This window comes from Cryobacterium sp. PH31-O1, assembly GCF_030063455.1.
In the GTDB taxonomy this organism is placed as follows: domain Bacteria; phylum Actinomycetota; class Actinomycetes; order Actinomycetales; family Microbacteriaceae; genus Cryobacterium.
In genome coordinates, this window is record NZ_JASITB010000001.1 from 471,236 (window position 1) to 488,844 (window position 17,609).

Annotated in this window: 21 protein-coding genes; 11 read left to right on the plus strand and 10 right to left on the minus strand. The window is 62.7% G+C overall.

Annotated features, from left to right (window positions below; genetic code table 11):
* Window positions 1-40: 40 nt before the first annotated feature.
* Together QMK31_RS02210 and QMK31_RS02215 are read left to right on the plus strand one after the other, a co-directional pair.
* Window positions 41-1,837, plus strand: a complete 1,797-nt coding sequence (locus tag QMK31_RS02210; RefSeq protein WP_283499303.1) for a carboxylesterase family protein — start codon at window positions 41-43, stop codon at window positions 1,835-1,837.
* A 99-nt stretch (window positions 1,838-1,936) separates the two neighbouring features.
* Window positions 1,937-3,478 carry an alpha/beta hydrolase gene (locus tag QMK31_RS02215; protein ID WP_283499304.1) on the plus strand — a complete coding sequence of 514 codons (1,542 nt, stop codon included), beginning with the start codon at window positions 1,937-1,939 and terminating at the stop codon, window positions 3,476-3,478.
* A 15-nt stretch (window positions 3,479-3,493) separates the two neighbouring features.
* On the opposite strand, the gene QMK31_RS02220 is transcribed toward QMK31_RS02215, so the two are convergent.
* The 7 genes from QMK31_RS02220 to QMK31_RS02250 form a co-directional block, all read right to left on the minus strand.
* Window positions 3,494-3,634: a hypothetical protein gene (locus tag QMK31_RS02220; protein ID WP_283499305.1), complete on the minus strand. Its 141-nt coding sequence runs from the start codon at window positions 3,632-3,634 to the stop codon at window positions 3,494-3,496.
* A 138-nt stretch (window positions 3,635-3,772) separates the two neighbouring features.
* A complete protein-coding gene (locus QMK31_RS17275) occupies window positions 3,773-4,414 on the minus strand; it encodes an alcohol dehydrogenase catalytic domain-containing protein (protein WP_502852264.1) in 642 nt (213 codons plus the stop codon).
* 48 nt (window positions 4,415-4,462) lie between these two features.
* Complete coding sequence (locus QMK31_RS02230) at window positions 4,463-4,663, minus strand: hypothetical protein (RefSeq protein ID WP_283499307.1); 201 nt, start codon at window positions 4,661-4,663, stop codon at window positions 4,463-4,465.
* Window positions 4,664-4,690: 27 nt separating this feature from the next.
* Window positions 4,691-5,071, minus strand: coding sequence for a nuclear transport factor 2 family protein (locus QMK31_RS02235; protein WP_283499308.1), 381 nt, complete (start codon window positions 5,069-5,071; stop codon window positions 4,691-4,693).
* 172 nt (window positions 5,072-5,243) lie between these two features.
* Window positions 5,244-5,861 carry a response regulator transcription factor gene (locus tag QMK31_RS02240; protein WP_283499309.1) on the minus strand — a complete coding sequence of 206 codons (618 nt, stop codon included), beginning with the start codon at window positions 5,859-5,861 and terminating at the stop codon, window positions 5,244-5,246.
* Window positions 5,858-6,934, minus strand: coding sequence for a sensor histidine kinase (locus tag QMK31_RS02245; RefSeq protein ID WP_283499803.1), 1,077 nt, complete (start codon window positions 6,932-6,934; stop codon window positions 5,858-5,860). The genes QMK31_RS02240 and QMK31_RS02245 overlap by 4 nt, the downstream gene beginning before the upstream one ends.
* A gap of 59 nt (window positions 6,935-6,993) precedes the next feature.
* Entirely contained in the window at window positions 6,994-7,239 is a 246-nt protein-coding gene (locus QMK31_RS02250; RefSeq protein WP_283499310.1) for a hypothetical protein, read from the minus strand.
* A gap of 59 nt (window positions 7,240-7,298) precedes the next feature.
* Between QMK31_RS02250 and QMK31_RS02255 the strand changes: the two genes are divergently transcribed.
* A complete protein-coding gene (locus QMK31_RS02255) occupies window positions 7,299-8,012 on the plus strand; it encodes a hypothetical protein (RefSeq protein WP_283499311.1) in 714 nt (237 codons plus the stop codon).
* A gap of 182 nt (window positions 8,013-8,194) precedes the next feature.
* On the opposite strand, the gene QMK31_RS02260 is transcribed toward QMK31_RS02255, so the two are convergent.
* Complete coding sequence (locus tag QMK31_RS02260) at window positions 8,195-8,746, minus strand: TetR/AcrR family transcriptional regulator (protein WP_283499312.1); 552 nt, start codon at window positions 8,744-8,746, stop codon at window positions 8,195-8,197.
* Between the two features lie 136 nt (window positions 8,747-8,882).
* Here QMK31_RS02260 and QMK31_RS02265 point away from each other — a divergent pair, with 136 nt between their 5' ends.
* The 7 genes from QMK31_RS02265 to QMK31_RS02295 all read left to right on the plus strand — a co-directional run bounded on the left by QMK31_RS02265 (window position 8,883) and on the right by QMK31_RS02295 (window position 14,410).
* Window positions 8,883-10,082 (plus strand): MFS transporter, encoded by a 1,200-nt coding sequence (locus QMK31_RS02265; protein WP_283499313.1) that lies wholly within the window; start codon window positions 8,883-8,885, stop codon window positions 10,080-10,082.
* Window positions 10,083-10,197: 115 nt separating this feature from the next.
* Window positions 10,198-10,782, plus strand: a complete 585-nt coding sequence (locus QMK31_RS02270; protein ID WP_283499314.1) for a DUF3887 domain-containing protein — start codon at window positions 10,198-10,200, stop codon at window positions 10,780-10,782.
* Window positions 10,779-11,819 (plus strand): CPBP family intramembrane glutamic endopeptidase, encoded by a 1,041-nt coding sequence (locus tag QMK31_RS02275; protein ID WP_283499315.1) that lies wholly within the window; start codon window positions 10,779-10,781, stop codon window positions 11,817-11,819. The genes QMK31_RS02270 and QMK31_RS02275 overlap by 4 nt, the downstream gene beginning before the upstream one ends.
* Window positions 11,816-12,178: a hypothetical protein gene (locus QMK31_RS02280; RefSeq protein ID WP_283499316.1), complete on the plus strand. Its 363-nt coding sequence runs from the start codon at window positions 11,816-11,818 to the stop codon at window positions 12,176-12,178. The genes QMK31_RS02275 and QMK31_RS02280 overlap by 4 nt, the downstream gene beginning before the upstream one ends.
* Window positions 12,179-12,254: 76 nt before the next feature.
* The gene (locus QMK31_RS02285; RefSeq protein WP_283499317.1) at window positions 12,255-12,836 is read left to right on the plus strand and encodes an alpha/beta hydrolase family protein; all 582 of its coding nucleotides are present in this window, start codon (window positions 12,255-12,257) and stop codon (window positions 12,834-12,836) included.
* Between the two features lie 219 nt (window positions 12,837-13,055).
* Window positions 13,056-13,232 (plus strand): hypothetical protein, encoded by a 177-nt coding sequence (locus QMK31_RS02290; protein ID WP_283499318.1) that lies wholly within the window; start codon window positions 13,056-13,058, stop codon window positions 13,230-13,232.
* Window positions 13,233-13,642: 410 nt separating this feature from the next.
* Window positions 13,643-14,410 (plus strand): CPBP family intramembrane glutamic endopeptidase, encoded by a 768-nt coding sequence (locus QMK31_RS02295; RefSeq protein WP_283499319.1) that lies wholly within the window; start codon window positions 13,643-13,645, stop codon window positions 14,408-14,410.
* 785 nt (window positions 14,411-15,195) lie between these two features.
* Here the strand turns inward: QMK31_RS02295 and QMK31_RS02300 are convergent.
* Together QMK31_RS02300 and QMK31_RS02305 are read right to left on the minus strand one after the other, a co-directional pair.
* Window positions 15,196-15,543: a hypothetical protein gene (locus QMK31_RS02300; RefSeq protein WP_283499320.1), complete on the minus strand. Its 348-nt coding sequence runs from the start codon at window positions 15,541-15,543 to the stop codon at window positions 15,196-15,198.
* A 320-nt stretch (window positions 15,544-15,863) separates the two neighbouring features.
* Window positions 15,864-16,835 (minus strand): NAD(P)-dependent alcohol dehydrogenase, encoded by a 972-nt coding sequence (locus tag QMK31_RS02305; RefSeq protein ID WP_283499321.1) that lies wholly within the window; start codon window positions 16,833-16,835, stop codon window positions 15,864-15,866.
* Window positions 16,836-16,970: 135 nt separating this feature from the next.
* On the opposite strand from QMK31_RS02305, the gene QMK31_RS02310 reads away from it, so the two are divergent.
* The gene (locus QMK31_RS02310) at window positions 16,971-17,537 is read left to right on the plus strand and encodes a TetR/AcrR family transcriptional regulator (protein WP_283499322.1); all 567 of its coding nucleotides are present in this window, start codon (window positions 16,971-16,973) and stop codon (window positions 17,535-17,537) included.
* The last annotated feature ends 72 nt before the right edge of the window (window positions 17,538-17,609 follow it).

A 17,609-nucleotide genomic window follows, 5' to 3' on the forward strand; every position in this document is an offset into this window, starting at 1 on the left:
GCGCGCGCGCTCACGGTTCGCCAGAACGTTGAGGTTTCGGTTGCCGCTCATCCCCCTCACGGCCGTCGCTGTCGTACTTCTGTGGCTCAATCGGAGCCCGTGGTGGGGTTGGGTGTTGGTGGGCGTCATGATTGTGGCTGCGGCCACCGCTGCCCGAAGATGGCTTCGAGCCCACGCTCTTCTTCAGGTGGGCGCGTGGCTGCTTACCGCGGTGATCGTCTTCACAACTGCCCTCTTTGCCTACCCGTCGCCGATGGTCCGCGAGGCCGGGGGCGCAGATCCGCTGCTCACCGACGTTGTTGCAACACACAACGGCCCCGTTCGTGGTGTGACCAACGACGATCGTGCGGTGGAGATCTTCGCCGGGATCCCCTATGCCCAGCCTCCGGTTGGTGATCTGCGCTGGCGGGCTCCGGAGCCGCTCACGGCACGCACGGAGGTCTTCACCGCGGACCGATTCTCATCCGCACCCGTCCAAGGCACGTCCCGGTTCCTCACCCGAGCGCTCTCGCAGGTCGTCGACATGCCGCTCGAGGACACGTTCCTCAACCCATATCCCGTGAGTGAGGAGAGCCTGTCCCTCAATATCTGGCGCAGTTCGGCATCCGCCTCGGCGCCGCGACCAGTCCTTGTCTACATTCCTGGCGGGGGCTTCGCCACCGGATCCGGTGCGCTGCCTCTGTACGATGGCGAAGCTCTGGCCTCTCGGGGCGACGTGATCACCGTCACGATCGACTACCGGTTGGGAGTACTCGGGTTCCTGTCGCATCCGGATCTCGCCGCCGAGTCCCACTATGGCGCCTCAGGCAACTATGGTCTTCTCGACCAAATCGCCGCCCTGCAGTGGATTCGAGACAACATCGCCGGCTTCGGAGGCGACCCTGATCGTGTGACCATCGCAGGAGAGTCCGCAGGGGGCGAGAGCGTGTGCATTCTGGGAGCGACACCGCTTGCGGAAGGTTTGGTCGACGGCATCATCGGCGGCAGCGGCGCGTGCCTGGGCAGCACTGGCGACACAGAAGCCGGCGACCAGTTCGATACCCGTGAGGCGGCGGAGGACGCAGGGCAGCGCATGAGCCAGGCACTCGGCAACGCGTCCCTGCAGGACATGCGCGAAATGCCGGTCGAGCAAATCCTGGATGCATCGGACTCACTTGCGGGTCACTGGCGGCCTTCCGTCGACGGGTACGTACTCGAAAAGGCAGCCGCGGAGATCTACGCCTCGGGAGAGCAGCTGGATGTTCCGACTCTCGTGGGAAGCAACGCAGACGAAGCGTCGCTGGCCCTCGCAAGCCCGCCACAGATCAGCGTGTCCGAATATCAGGCGTCCGTTCAACAGACCTACGGCAATGAATCGGAGCGCTTCCTCGGGCTCTACCCAGGCGATACCGAGCAGCAGGTCCTCGATTCGTCTCTGAGAGCCCAGACAGACAGCGTCATGACCCGCGCGATGCTCCGCTGGGCGCAACTACAAACCGATACCGGCAGTGAAGACGCGTACCTGTACTACTTCTCCCACGTACCTCCGGACAAGGGACTCGAGAAGTTCGGCGCGTATCACGGCGCCGAGGTCGCCTACGCGTATGACAACCTTGGTGCTGATAACAACAGCGTGTACCAGGAGGCCGACTACAGACTCCGCGACCAGATGAGCGGGTACTGGCTCAATTTCGTGCACGCGGGCAACCCGAACGGAACCGGCCTGCCCGCCTGGCCGACAGTTGCGCAAGGCTCCGACGACGTCATGGAATTCGGGCCAGACGGAAGCGTTATGTCCCCGCGACCGCGGCCTGCAGCGATCGACTTCTGGCTCCAACACAACGGATCGATCCGCTAGCGCCAGGGTCTGCGGGCCACCGGTTACCGCGCTGGGTGATCCTGGTACGGATACCTCTGCACTTGACCCGGTGCCGTCCACATAGTGTCTGCTCGTTCTATGTCACGGAATACTCTTTGCCGACCAGTAGGTCTAGTCCGAAATCGCCTCCGTGCGCTCGCCGTAATAGTGCCGGTGGTGCTGCTGGTGAGCGCGTGTGTTCCCTCACCTCAGCCGCAGGAAGCACAGGTATCGCTCGAGAGCTTTTACAATCAAGAGCTCACTCTCGAGCCCTGCGAGACGCCCGTCTTAACTGGCGATGTCCTCGTTCCGGGTGAGTGCGGGCACGTCGATGTTCCTATCGACTATGAGAACCCCGACGTGGGCACCGCGCAAATCGCTGTCTTCCGCATCCCCGCGACAGGCACGGAGCCGATCGGATCGCTCTTCATCAATCCTGGGGGTCCCGGACTACCCGGGATCGGGTACGCGGCTGATGTGGCGCACGCGTGGGTGAACAGTCCTATCACCGAGCAATTCGATCTCGTCGGATTTGATCCACGCGGAACCGGCACCAGCACACCGGCGATCGACTGCTACACCGATGGAGAGCGTGACGATGACGCGTTGGCCGCGAGTCTGTTGTCTCTGCCAGATTCGCGCCCTCTTGTCGACGCCTGCGACGACAGCGTCGGCGGCGTCGACGTCTTAGCGCACCTGGGAACGAGGGATGCGGCCCAGGACTTGGATGTTCTGCGGGAAGTTTTCGGCGACGACAGTCTCAGTTACGTCGGGGTGAGCTACGGCACCAGGTTGGGTGCCGTGTACGCAGAAATGTTCCCGGAGAACGTGCGAGCCCTGGTACTCGACGGTGCGATGGACCCTCATACGGGAACTCTTGAGCGCAACGTCGTGCAATGGGAGGGACTGCAGCGCGGCTTCGAGTCACTCGCGGCATTCTGCGCGACACAGGGCGACTGCCCGCTCGGCACACACACTGACACCGCGACACAGACATACCAGCAGCTCGTGCGTCCCCTCCTCGAGACACCGCTCCCAGCCGGCGAAGGTCGTGAGCTGAGCTACACGGCAGCCAACGACGGCGTTGTCATGGGGCTGTACAGTGCAGACTTCTGGCCGCTCGTCATCGCGGGCCTCACCGAACTGGCTGCGGGTCGTGGTGACACCCTTCTTTGGCTCAGAGACCTGTACCACGAACGGTCCTCCGACGGCAGCTATGCCAATTCCGCGGAGGCGACGGTGGCCATCGACTGCCTGGACGAGGACCGGTTCAGCCCGGCGGGCCAGGCGGAGCTCGTCGGCGCCGCACTCGCCGCCGCCCCTTTCCTCGACCCGGGGACGCCTGTGAAGGTCGCGCCTGCCCTGTGTGAGGGTTGGCCGGTTGAGCCGACGCTGGGTTTCCCTTACGCGACCGATATCGAGGGTCTGCCTCCAACATTGACAGTGTCCGTGACCGGTGACCCGGTCACTCCGCATCAGGGTGGCATCAGCCTCGCCGAAACGCTGGGTGGAAGCCTGCTGACCGTTGAGGGGGCGCAGCACGGGTCAGTGATCTCGGGAAACGAGTGTATCGACTCCGTCGTCGTCGCTTACCTTGTCGATCTCACGCCCCCTCCGGCTGACGCAACGTGTCGGCTATGACCCGAGCGTCCTGGATCAGTCCACCAGGAAGACGACCCGGTTCGTCGACCGCGCAGCGCCGTCGGCGACCCATGGTCCGAGGGCTGTCCATGACCTCTGATCGAGGTCACCGATCGTGTGTCGACCGGAGTGGACTTCGGCTGCCAGATACTCCATTTCGGGCCCAAGCCCGTTTTGACTACCGAGGAAGAAGGTCGAGATCGATCTGTCGAAGTTGGTCGAGCCGGCGACGAACGCGCCGAACGGGAAGTGCTCGTCGTGACCGGCGGCATGTCCCAGCGCAATGACCGTACCTCACGGCGCGAGCAAGGAATACGCGGCGACGAGATGCGGTCCTCCCACGACGTCCACTGCTGCGAAGACCGGCACCGATACTGTGTCCATCGTCGCGTGCACCTCTGCCGCTCCGAGCTGCTTGATTCGTTCGTGGGCCGCCTGGTCCCGCGCGATCGCGACGACGTGCGCCCCGGATCTGGCCGCCAGCTGAACGGCTGCCGCTCCCACGGCGCTGTTGGCACCCACCACGAGCAGACGCCGCCCGAGCAGCGATCCAAGCCCCCGAAGCGCGCGGAGAGCGCTGGTGACGGGGACCGGGATCGTGCTCATCAGCGCCGGGTCTGCACCGTTCGGTGTCACGGCGATCGTCGCTGTCGGAACACTCCGCATCTGAGCCCAGCCGCCGCGGCTCCCGAGGAAGATCACGGACTGGCCTTCCTCGGGCCCGCTCCCGTTTTGCGCGCTACGAAGCACTGTCCCGGCACCGTCCCAGCCGGGGACTGATCCGGGTTCCGCGGTGGCGAGCGCCGCGAGATCTCCCGGGTTCGGAGCAAATGCCTTTACCTGGATGAGAGCTTCATCTTCACGTTGGGGTGGATCGGACCGTTCGCGAAAAGAAAGTCCTGCGTGGCTTGACTGGTCTGCTATCCATGCGCGCATTGAGTGTGCTTCTTCCTGCGGGTTGGTTTCAAGGTTCTCGAAGCTTGGTCACGCGTCACGCCCGCGCAGCCTGAGGATTCCGTCGACGAGCAAGACCAAGATGCCGACCCCTCCTGCAGGCAGGCCAAGCAGGATGAGCCCGCCGGCCCCGATATTCGCATCGGTGGGGAAAGGGTCGGTGATGGCCCACGCACCGGCGAGCATCAGAAAGCCGACGGCGAGAAGAATCGTTCCCGTCACTCTGAGCATGTCGTCTCGTTTCTATTGGGTGGTAGTTCAGGACGGCCTGATCGGCTCATCGGTTGCAGCCTCGAGGTAGAACCGCGCCCAGGACACCAGGCCGTTCGAATCGGTGCGCCAGATTACGGGGCCTACGATTCCTGCCGAAGTGCCGTCGGCCGCGGTGCCGTCCATCTCCCATTCCGACCAGACTTCGTCGCCATTGATCGCGCGACGAAGAACTCGCGCCGTCAGATTTGGGAATCGGCCGAGTATCGCGGTCCAATTACGCAGCACGGTTGCGCGACCCTCGAAATTCCGAGACGGGTGATGAGGGGTTTCGGAAACATAGCCGGCAGAGAAGCACGCGGCGATGCTGTTGGCGTCATGGGAGTTGATCGCTGTCTCGAGCGTGGTGATCGCATCTAGGTGTGTCATTTTTCGCCAGCTTTCGTTGGGGTGATTTCGTTGCTATTCGCAGTTTTCAAGCAGCGCGGTCTCAATCGCCGTTGGGCGTGAAGACTCCGGTTCGGGCAGGAGCCATCGGGTCGGTGAAGTTGGGATGCTCCCGATCCCGTGGCGCACGGGAGCCAGCTTTGCCGCCAAAGGGTCACAGCCATCCGCGATCGCGGGCTGCCCTGGCAGCGTCGTGCCGTGTTGAGGTCGCGGTCTTCTGAGTGGCGTAGGAGAGGTAATTTCGAACGGTGCCAGGCGCGAGGTGCAATCGCCTGGCGATGTCTCTGACCGAGTACCCCTCGCGCGTCTCCCGTAGGACATCGGCCTCGCGTTCGGTCAAAGGTGAGTCGTCGACGACCGAGGCCTCCAGGACGTCGTGAGCGATCCAGCGCTGGCCCTCGTTCACCTTGTGGATAGCCTCGGCGATCTCCTCCGGATCAGCGCCCTTACTCATGAACCCAAGCACGCCAAGCTTGAGCGCTCGCCGGAGGACACCCTGTCGCGCGTGCCGGGTGAGCATCAGCACGCGTTGCTCGGGACGTGTCGACATGATCGAGGCGACGGCCTCCAGGCCGTCCATCTCAGGCATCTCGAGATCAATGACAAGTACATCCGGGTGATGCTGAAGCGTTGCGGTCACGGACTCCTCGCCGTTGCCCGCCTGCGCCACGACGTCGATGGTGCCGTCGAGCGTGAGGAGCGCCGAAAGGGCCACCCGCAGCAGCAGCTCGTCATCGGCCAGGACGATCCTGATGGCATCCGACTCGCTCATTGACTGCCCCCGGTCTCACTGTTTCCGCTGTCGGGATCGATCCGAGCGGATACGACGAACCGGTCCGGCGAGCGCTCGACCCACAGTGCGCCGCCCGCGCTCTCCACGCGATCCCGCAGGTGCGCAAGCCCTCTCAGCGGGGAGTCGCCGGTATCGACTGCGCCGTCGTTGGCGACTTCCAAGGACCTCCGCGATGCGGTTATCCTCACGATGGTCGGACGCGCATGGCGAAGCAGATTCGTGGTGGCCTCCCGGAGCACCTGTGCCAACAAGGGATGCGCGGAGCTCTCGCCGGCGTCGTCGAATCTCACCTGAACGGCCACACCCGCAGCCTCGACGAGCCGCCTGGCGTTCTCGAGTTCGGCCACCATATTCAGCTCATAGCGCGCATAGGTCAGCGCTCTCGTCTCCACGATCGTCTCGTCGACGAGACGGCGGATCTCGGAGAACTCCAGCTCAGCCCGGTCGGGATCGGTGTGAGCCACGCGTCGGCCGAGTGCTGCTTTGAGCTTGATGACATGCAGCGAATGACCCTGGATATCGTGGAGGTCACCCGTGAAGCGCATCCGCTCGCGCGCGACTGCGAGCTCAGCCTCTGTTTCCTGCGCGCGTTCAAGCCGCCGCACGACCTGCCAGGCCTGCTCACTGAGCAAGATGACCGCCACGACAAAGAGCGTGCCGAAAGTCGGGACCGCGAGGTACAAGGCGGCGAGCGCCCACGTGGCGGGGTGGAAGACGAAGGAGCTCGCCCCGATCGTCGCGACCGCGAGCGCGAAAACCGCGATCCATAATCGCCGTCTTCGTGCTCGCGCGAGCAGAAGCGCGCCGATGAGCGCCATCGGCACGAAACCGATCGGGCTCGAGGCCGTCAGCGCCCCGATGATCCACGAGGCCGTAGTGAACATGAACGCAAGGATCGCCAGACGCGGGTACCCCTCCAGGCTCCACTTGCGCAGCAGAGCGAGGGTGACCAGGAACCCGAGAACGACCATCAATCCCTCGGACCACGAGGTCGACGTGAGCACGATACCGATGATGCTCGGCGGCGCAATGGCGGCGACAGCCGTGACCATCGCCACGCGACGCATTCGCGCGATGATTGGAGCTTCGCCGCTTGCGTTGTGGTCGATGGCTAGCTCCGGTTCTCGGCGTCCTGCCGCTTGATCTCGCGGCCGACGGGGCGTTTCGCGAGCATTGCCGCGACGCCGAGCCCAAGTCCTATGTACTGTAACGCCCCGTTCCCGAGGAATATGTCCACGATGCTTGCCGGAAGGGTCATGAAGAGACCGAAGTCGAAGTAGTAGTAGCCGACATAGGCCAGGAAGACGGTTGCGCCGAGAACAATGAGTGCGTTCAGCGCCAAATCGAGGATTTTCATGAACTCAACGATCGCGTCAGCGAAGTGCCGGCGGTAGTGACGCAGTGTCACATCATCTGATGACGTCTGACCACTGCACGCGCGCTGAATGCTGGAGTGTGATGGGACGCATGACATCACTACGGACTTCGAAAGAACTCACTTCACGTCCGCCGCTCTGGCGGCGCCCTCTGAAGATCATCCGCGAGAACAAGCGTGCCTATCTCATCATCAACCTGGCCACGTACGGCTTGGCCATCATCGGGTTCCTGATCGGACTCGCCTTTCCCGCGCTCAGTGTGGCGAAGGTCACGGGCTTGCAGGAAAACGGTACCGAGGCGATGGTGGTTTGGCTGATCAATATCCCACCGCTGTTCGCCCTGGTGATCCTCGCCGTGAACGTCTTCCAACTGAGCCTGCTGACCATCGTGCTGCCGTCGCTTGTCGTTCCCTTCGCCGGGCTCGCGTTCTTCGGATACTGGGCGGTCCAGACGGGCATAACACTTGCGCCGGGCACGCCAGAAGGATGGGTATCGCTCATTCCCCATTCCCTCACCTTCGTCATCGAACTCCAGGCCTACGTGATCGTGGCGCTCGGCACGTACCGCCTCGGGAGTAATTGGCTGTTCCCCCGCAGTGTCGGAGCGCCGAATCGGCGCAGAGGCTACCTTCAGGGCCTGAAGCAGCTCGGTCTTCTGGCGCTGCCCGCGCTCGCATTGCTTATCATCGGCGCGGTGTGGGAGGCGTATTCACTTCGGTACTTCGTCTACCCGCTCCAGCAGCTCCTGCTGTAGCTGTCTGGTGCCGTCCCTCCACGAGGGGCGACGAGCCGCGGCAGCTCAGGGCATCAGCTGCAAGACAAGGACGAGCCGGCCCGGCGCTTCAGGGGAACCTGTCCAGGTGCCCGGCCGGCCGCGTCGAAAGCTCATCATCACCAGTCACAACCATATTCCCGCCAGAGGGGTCAGATTGCTCTTTAGAGGCCGGTGAGGAGCAGATCGGCAGCGGTATGAAGCGCGGCGGGCGGCACACCATCGAGCAGTTGCGTGGAGACACCCAACACAAAGGAGTGCACCATGATCGCCGATATCGCAGGATCGAGATCGGCACGGACTGCGCCGTTATCGACACCTCGACGGATGCACGCCTCAATGCCTGAACGGTCCTCCGCGCGGCGTGCGGCGACAGTTTTCCGGGCCGCGACGTCATCGTCTCCGCCCGCACCGACGGTGGCCGACAACGCGACGAGACAACCTCCCGGATACGCGGGGTCCGACTGCATCGCTATCGTCCCGTGAAGCATCTGGCCGAGCGCATCGAGCGGGTCGAGTGTCAGGTCGCCAACGAGCTCACTTACCCCTCCCGGACCGGCGATATAGTGCTCGATCGCACGCTCGAACAGGCCCTCCTTAGACCCGAAGGCGCCGTAGAGGCTCGCCGCCGAGAGACCGGTCTGCGCGCGAAGTTCCGTGATCGACGACGCTTCATAACCGTGTCGCCAAAACACCCGCATTGCGGCGTCGAGCACCTCGTGTTCTACGAAGGTCCTCGGTCGTCCCTTTTGTGCCATCTCAGCCCTTTCGGATCGTTCGTTCCAGTTTGACACATCACAACTTGTCGATCAATATAGGAACGTTCATTCCGTAAATCGAGGAGAGATACCAGTGTCCGTTTCACTACCCAGAACCACCGCCTCGATAGAGTTGGACCACAAAAATCGACTGCCCATTCTTGCTCTCGTCCTGATGGCCCTCTCGGGATTCATCATCATCATGACGGAAACGCTTCCCGCCGGGCTACTCCCCCAGGTCGCCGCCGAGTTCGAGGTCAGTGATGGCACCGCCGGGCAGCTCATCACCGCTTACGCACTCGGTACTGTCATCGCGGCCATCCCCACGATCGCGATGACGCGGGGCGTATCCCGCAAGCCGCTGCTCGTCATCGGGCTGCTCGGCTTCTTGCTCGCGAACACGCTCACAGCGATCGCGCCGACTCTCGTGACCGCGCTTGTTGCGCGCTTCATCGCCGGGGCGTTCTCCGGACTGATCTGGGGCATGCTGGCGGGGTACGCACGTCGCATCGTCACCCCCGAACATGCCGGCCGCGCCCTCGCGATCGCCATGGCCGGCACCCCGCTCGCGCTTTCCATCGGGACGCCACTCGGCGCTTGGCTCGGTTCGATGGTCGGCTGGCGATGGTCCTTCGTCGGCGTCTCCGCACTCACCGTGGTCGTCGTTCTCTTGGTGCTCGCATTCGTGCCGAACGCGCCAGGACAACGATCAGACACTCGGCTCAGCCTCGGGCGCGTGCTCCTGATCCCGGGCGTGGCCGTGGTGCTCGGTGTGGTGTTCGCCTGGATGCTCGCCCACAACCTGCTGTACACGTACATCGCACCGTACCTCGACGGCGTGGGGGTCGACCTCCGCCCTGACGCCGCCCTCTTCGCCTTCGGAATCGCCGCATTGGTCGGCATCTGGATCACGGGCGCCCTCATCGACCGTTCACTTCGACGCCTCGCCCTCGCGAGTACGGCGACTTTCGTCATCGCAGGTTCACTGTTGCTCATTTTCCCGGCATCGCTCCCAGTGACGATCCTCGCCATAGCCCTGTGGGGCGTGGCATTCGGTGGCGCCGCGACACAGCTTCAGACGGCGATCGGCGATGCTGCTAGCGAGAGCGTGGACATTGCAAACGCGATGCTCACAACAGCCTTCAATCTGGCCATCTTCGGCGGAGGAGCGATCGGTGCGCTCCTCGTGGACGACAGCGGACCGGCAGCGCTCCCCGTCGCCATGATTGGGCTGTCCGCGCTTACTGCTCTGATCGTCGCCGTCGGTCGAACGCACGCCTTCCCATCCCGCTAGAAGGCCACCCAACCGGCACCGGGTCAACCCCGCGTGTTCATTATGCGACATGCTGTTGCTTAAACGAGCACTGTAAAGCTACGTTTGACAGATGCAAAACAACTTGACGCAAGCCATGCAGGAACTCAAGCGGCACGCAGACGCATTCCTTGCAGCCCGCGTTCTGACAGACACCGACGACTTTGCCGGTGCGATCGGGTACTCGCTCAAAATTCGGGTCGCGGCAGAAGACATCGTTCGTGCCGTTGTCCAGCAGTCGCGTGAGCGCGGCGCTACCTGGCAGGCAATTGGCGACGCTCTTGGCGTGAGCCGGCAAGCGGCATTTCAACGCTACGGAAAACCGATTGACCCACGAACAGGAGAAGTCATGAACACCACACCTCTCAACGACGCCGCCGAACTGGCCCGATCGGTCGTCCAAGAACTTGCAGCCGGTCGATGGGAGCACATCACCGAACGATTCGACCCAGCCATGCGTGACGGCCTGTCGGAGGAGGCCCTGGCGGCGGCCTGGTCGCAGATCGTGGGCTTGTCCGGAGAGTTCGAAGGCCAGGGAGAACCGGTTGTCTCGCGAGCCAGCGATGTGACAGTCACCAATACACCGCTCTCCATGGAGGCGGGCGACTACACGGCGCGAATCGCATTCCGAGACGACCGGACCATTGCTGGTCTGCACATCCTCCCGGAGCAGACGACATGAGCGACCATGTCTCCGGAATAGCTTCCCCGATCGACGCCCCAGCACGTTTTCGATTAAGTCGCCGCGACATCCGCTCAATTGTCATTTTCCTGTCGATCGCTTTTGTGCTCGCGTGGCTCATCGCGCTCCCGCTCTGGTTCGGCGACGGACTCGACAGCCCGACAGCCACGATCGGGATCATCGCGGTCGCGACTATGGCCTCTCCCGCGGTCGCGGCGCTGATCATGGTGTTCTTCGTCGACCGGGATCGACAGAAAGCCAGGCTGCTCGGGCTCTGGCCGCTGAGGCCCGTGCGCCGGCTGGTCAAATACTCCCTCTTGGGAATCTTCGTGCCCATCGGGCTCGTTCTTGTCTCGTTACCTGTTGGTGCGCTGCTGGGGGTGTATCCGGCCGACTTCGTGAACTTCTCGGGATTTGAGCAGGACCTCGCCGAACGGGCACAAGCTGCGGGTACGGGCGAGTTGACGATGGATCTCGGCACGCTTGTTGCTATCCAGCTGCTCATGCTCCCCGTGGCGGCGGTCCTCAACCTCATTCCGGCACTCGGAGAAGAACTCGGCTGGCGAGGCTGGCTTCTCCCCAAGCTCATGCCGCTCGGAACGGTTCCGGCGATCATGATCTCAGGCGTCGTCTGGGGGCTCTGGCACGCGCCGATGATCCTCCTCGGATACAACTATCCCGACGCGCCGGGCTGGCTCGGCCTCACCATGATGGTCGGCATGTGCATCCTGATTGGTGCGGTCTTCGGCTGGCTGCGGCTGCGCTCCAATTCGGTGTGGCCCGCGGCACTTGCCCACGCAGCGTTCAACGGGGCTGCCGGCACCATCCTGATCTTTTCCATGGCGGGCGAGCACATCGATACTACGCAGGCGACCGTGTTGGGATGGAGCGGGTGGATCGTCCCGCTCGCTCTTGTCATCGTCCTCGTCGCCACTGGTCAGTTCCGCCGCCCGGCGACCGCGCAGACCGCGGTCGAAGCAGAGCCGGCATCGATCGACGAGGCAGTCTGGGCTCGCGCCGGAGGGAACCGGACGTGAGCGGCAACCGACTGACCATTGCCGACGACCAACTGGTGGTCGAGCCTCGGGGCCTGGACAGGCTGTGGTCGTTCACCCGCCGTATTGAGATTCCGCTGACACAGGTGAGTGGAGCTTTTTTCGACCCGACCGTAATTGATGATCCCCAAGGCATCCGTTTCCCCGGCCTGCACCTTCCACGCAAAGTGGCGGGCACCTTCTACACGAACGGCAAGCGACAGTTCTGGAATACCGTCGGGTTGGAAAAGGCCATCGTCGTCGAGCTTGACGCTGCCCAACGCTTCGACCGGCTCGTCCTCACCGTCGTCAATCCCCTCGGACAGGTGGACATGATCAACGCCGCCCGCCGGTCGAGCTGAGGCGTTCCGTCCACCGCGTTCACCGCCCCGTCGGCGTCGCTGCGACGGGGCCAGCCGAAAGAATGGAACCGCACACATGACAAACTCTTTTGATCTGACGTGGACGCTGGACGGCATCACGATGGAGGGCACGTTGGTGTGCCCTGCCGGTGATGGGCCGTTCTCGGCAGTGGTCCTTGTCGCCGGCAGCGGTACGACCGACCGCGATTGGTGTTCGCCACTGGTACCCGGCAGCAATGGAAGCGGCCGACTCATCGCGGAGGCGTTCGCTGATGCAGGCATCGCCTCTCTTCGCTACGACAAGCGGGCGTCCGGCATACACGCAATGGAGAACGCCGAGAAGCTCATCGGGAGGATGAGTATGCAGTCGCATTTGAACGAGCTGGTCGCGGCCATCGCGACGCTCTCCCAGCAGGCCTGCGTGGATACCTCGAGGATCTTCGGGCTCGGTCATAGCGAAGGAACCCTTCACGTGCTCCATTACGCGACAACTCCCCAAGACGTCCCCTTCGCCGGGATCGTCCTCGCTGGGCCACCTGGCCGCCCGATACCGGAAGTGTCGCTGTCGCAGCTAGCGCTCCAGGCCGCCCAGAATCCCGGCAACCCCGACCTCATGACCCAGGTGAAGGAGGCCGCCGCTCGCTACGCGGCCGGGTAACAGATGAACCCTGACTCGAGCTTGCCGGACAGCATAAAGATGGTGCTTGCCGGGTTCGAGGCGCCGGCGAATCTCCCGTTCGCCCGCGAGCTGTGGATCGAGTCCGCAAGTGATTCGCTCGCGAAGGTACAGATTCCCGTCCTGGTATTGATCGGTGCGAAAGACGTTTAGGTAGACATGCACGCCGACGGTACCCCTCTCCAAGAGGCCGCTGCTGGAATGACCCACATAACCTTCTCTTTTCCGCCCAACGCGAATCACGTGTTCAAAGAAGATCTGCGCACTCTCGCTGAAATCGCCGCGTCGCCAGGCAGCGGATTCAACGAGCCGGGCACACGGCTCGACCCCGAAAGCCTTGAGACGATCCTCACCGGGCTGTCGCACGCTGGTGCGTGAACCCGGATCCGTCGACTTCATTGGCACCGACGCAGGGATGAGTCGTCCGGTTTACAACTCCTAAGGCTGCATGCGACGAAATGAAGACGCGATCTGTGATGTCTCCCTTGATCTGGTGGGTCTGGATTTTTGTAGGAGGGGTGATGTGTTCCGCAGGCGGCAAGATTCTTGGCTTGACCATGTTGTAAGGACATGGTGTGCACTCGTGAGAGACGAGACGCGCGTGGCCTGCCGGTGCGCGATCACAATTTCTTCCAGGAGACAGATATGACCAGCCCGCTTCGCCCCGCCCTGCCGACCGACCCTTCGGGGTCCACTTCCGTCTCCCCCGGTGGAAGTCGCTTATCGTTCTCATCGCTGTGCCTCTGTTGTTGCTACTGGTGCAGGTCCTAGTTTTCCAAGCGGTCGCAATGATTGAAGGTCCTGCGGATCCGCTGAAGCCTCGACTTACGCCGTTGACATTACTTGCGTCAGGAATCAGCACGGCCATCACGGCGCTCATCGCAACGGTGCTAGTAGCCCGGTTGGCAAAGATTTCGTGGCGGAGCGTCTTTAGCCACAACCGCAAGTTTGATTGGCGGCGTCTTGGGATCTATTTCGCTGCTTCAGCGGTGCCAGTCGGACTCAGTGTGATCGCCACTACCCTTATCGCTCCCGCATCGACAGGTTGGGGCAACTTCGAGGTTGGAGCCACCACGATTGTCATCATTCTCGTGACATTGGTGGCCACTCCGATACAGGCCGCAGGCGAGGAAGTCGCGTTCAGAGGGGCAGTCGTTCCGGCGGCCGGGTCGTGGTTTCGCAGTGTGCGCCCCGCGATCCTCCTTGGCATCGTCCTTTCGGGAGCATTGTTCGCCCTCGTTCATGTGTCATTCGACCCGTGGTTTGTCACCTACATGTTCGTTTTCACGGCTTGCACTGTGTCAATGGGCCTGATCAGCGGCGGGCTCGAAGCCGCGATGGCATTCCACGTCTCAAATAACGTCCTTGTCAGCATCATCAATGCCCTGTTCGCGGGCAACAACGCGACCGTAGTCGACCGCGCCTCCGGCTCCGGTCCTGGAGCGTCGCTCGTCATCCTCATGGTGATGAACGTCGCAGTAGTAGGCATGGTTTGGCTGATCGAGAGCAAGAAGCGCAGCGCAACCGGTGCCAAGGTGCTTGTGTCTGCTGGCTAAGTTCCTCCACGTTCGCCTACACCTATGAGATCAACACCGCACTAGCCGGCTCCCCGGGCAAACTAGGGCAGGGAGCCGCCTATCCGATCTCCACGGCTGCACTTCGGAAATGGTTGGTGCTGCCTGAGGAAGGGTCGCGCTGCTCGCAGTAACAAGCTCTGGCATCACAACCCCGCCGCCCTCGCCCCAACGAGAGCGGCGGGGTCATTGTGTTAATTCGATGGCGTGGTCGCGTGCCTTCCGGAAATGGGCGATCAGTCCGGCCCGGCACCGGCTTGAACGGGTGAATTGGGTGGACGCGAAGCCACACGAGAGCGCGCGGCCCACAGAAGTGTCATCGAGAGCAGGAACTGGCGATTCCCTGACCGCCCGTGGTCCGTCGATCCGCGTGTCGGCCGACGAAGGCGCGACTACGATGCACAGCAAGCCATCTCCGAGGCAATACGCGAGCCGTACACTGTGCCCAGCTCGATCCAAGGCGCCTGACAGCGCAGGCACTTGGGCACGGGCGGGCGAGGCTTAAGGCCCTAATCATCATCGGCGCGAACGAGAGGTTCGCCGGTGCGGCCAATTGCACAGTGCGTCACTGTTTACTTCCTTTCCAGATCCTGCTGTACGGCGAGTTCGCCGAGCTGAGACAGGATGACGTGGATCAACGTGAACGCCTCCTAGAGCGCGCCGATGACAAGGAACACGAAAGCGGGCAGGATCAATCAGCCGAACTTCTGGAGTCCACGGCGGTAGCCCCGTCGGTGGTAGGAAGCACCGACGGTTCGGGGGAAGACTCAGGACCGACCGAGCACGTAGGCGCCGATGCCGAGGATCACATAGGCCTCGATCTCGACGACTACCGTCAACAGATGGGGAAGCATCGCGCCCCAGAGGTCCGATCCACTTGAGGAGAGGGTCAAGCCGATCATGGCCACTTTGTAGCCGAAATATGCACGGACGGAAAACGGCACGACAAGGAAGGGTAAGACGATCACGGCGCCGACGTGCCTTGCGTTGTTGACGACAATTGCCAGCGCGAAGATCCAGACGTCACCGAGAAGCGGCGAGATTTGGTCTGACGTGCCGTCCTCGACGAGCCCCTTCACCCGCTCGGAGCTCAGTTTTGGGAAAAGAATCAGCAAAGTGAAACCCGTCACCAACAGCCCGCACAGCACAACGTTCAGGACGACAAACGGACGCCGATTTTTGCGAATGACCTAAAATGGTCCGAAAGGACGTTGGTACGTCGTTTGGTCGTTCGGATACCTGGTTGCGTAGTCATGGAACCACTCAGAACCATATTCCGACCACAGAGTCAACGGGAAAATCTGCGGCGCCAGCACCCCGCAGGAATGGGCGGCCTTTCCCTTCCGGCGGTCAGGGCGACATCAAGATTGTCTAAGATGATGTGCTGCGCGGTAATCCCGGTCCGCATCTACATCTACCGTCCGACCGTTGAGACTCACTTCGCGATCGAGATGACGATCTTTCCCTGTACGCCGGAGGTTTCAAGTGCGGCATGTGCGTCCGCGGAACGGGCCAGCGGAAAGACGCGATCGAGTACAGAGCGGATCTCTCCTCGCTCGACCTGTGCGGTGAGCCGCTGGAAGTCGCGTCGTTCAGGCTTGCCCCGGAAGTAGCGGATGCGCCGAGCGCCGAAAGCAGCGCTGGCCGCGATGGTCACGAGGCTGCGGATTGGCGCTTCCTTGTCGAAAGCGATCGACACCATTCTTCCGCCCGGCGCCAGCAGCCGGCGAAACGCGAGCAGGTCACTCCCGTGCACATCGAAGATGACGTCATACGTGCCCAGCTCCTCACACGGCGTTACCCGGTAGTCGTACACCGCATCAGCTCCCAACCCCCTCACGAATTCTTGGCTTGACGCACCCGCGAGCGCCGTCACGTGTGTCCCGAGCATCTTCGCGAGCTGCACTGCCACGCTGCCGACGCCACCTGCCGCGCCTCGTACAAGCACTCGCTCACCGCGCTGCACGCCTGCTTTTTCCACGAGACCGGTATAGGCGGTCGTGCCGCCAGCGAGGAGCGTGACCGCTTCCTCGGAAGTCAAATTATTCGGTGCCCGCGCGATCTGGATAGCGGGAATACTCAGGAACTCGGCAAGCGAGCGGGGCCCTCCCTTTTCATCGACCGTCCCCCAGACCTGGTCGCCGATGGACAGTCCGCCAAGATGGGCTCCGGGACCTGTAGCGACGAGTGTTCCGGCAAAATCGATTCCTAGTTGCTTCGGAAAACGACGGCCGGCGACAAGACCGAGCTTGCCCGACCGAAGCAACAGGTCCGCGCCGTTGACTGAGACGGCGTCGACTCGCACAAGGACCTCTCTTGCTCGTGCCTCCGGCATCGGAAGAGTCCCCAGGTAGAGTTCCTCCGGGTTGCCGTATTGATTGAACAGGACTGCCCGCATGCTCTCCATGATGTGCTCCTTGCTTTATTTGACCACTAAGTGGCGTGGCCTCTCCACTTGCAGACGATAGCATGTAACTGGACAGGGGTTACCACTTACGGGTGTCCCCCACCGGTATCGTCCGCTGAAGAGAAAGGGCAGGCCATGGCCGTTGCCAAACGTCGACTGCGAGCGGACGCCGCGCACAACCGCCAGCAGATACTGGACGCCGGGCGCGCGGCATTTGCCAGCGACGGACTTGACGTCTCGATGGCCGAAATTGCGCGGCGCGCTGGTGTCGGATTCGCCACAGCGCAGCGCCGCTTTCCTACGAAAGACCACCTGCTTCGCGAAATTATCGCTGAGGAGCTTTCAGGCATGCAGGAAGCAGCTACCGACTCCGCTCCAGCAAACGACCCCTGGGAGGCATTCACCACGTCGATTCGCACGTGCGCGGCTCATCAGGCCTTGCACCCTGGCCTTGCGGGCGCGATCGCTGAAAGCGTGAGCGCCGCAACACTGACGGATCCTGCAGGACACATCGGCTCGATGTTCACCTCTATCGCTCAGCACGCCACCAACGCCGGAATTCTGCGTCACGACGTCACTTTGGGCGACGTGCTCGCTATCCTCCAAGGGAATGCGGGAGTGATCGCCTACTCGCCCGGGAATGAGATGCCCGCCTCGGCACGCTTCGTCGAGCTCGCGCTGCGCGGTCTCCGCGCCAACTAAGCGCGAGCAAGCGCCATCCATACGCCAGTGCAGCGGACGGGTTTGCCAGAGATATGCCACGCGCCGCCCATA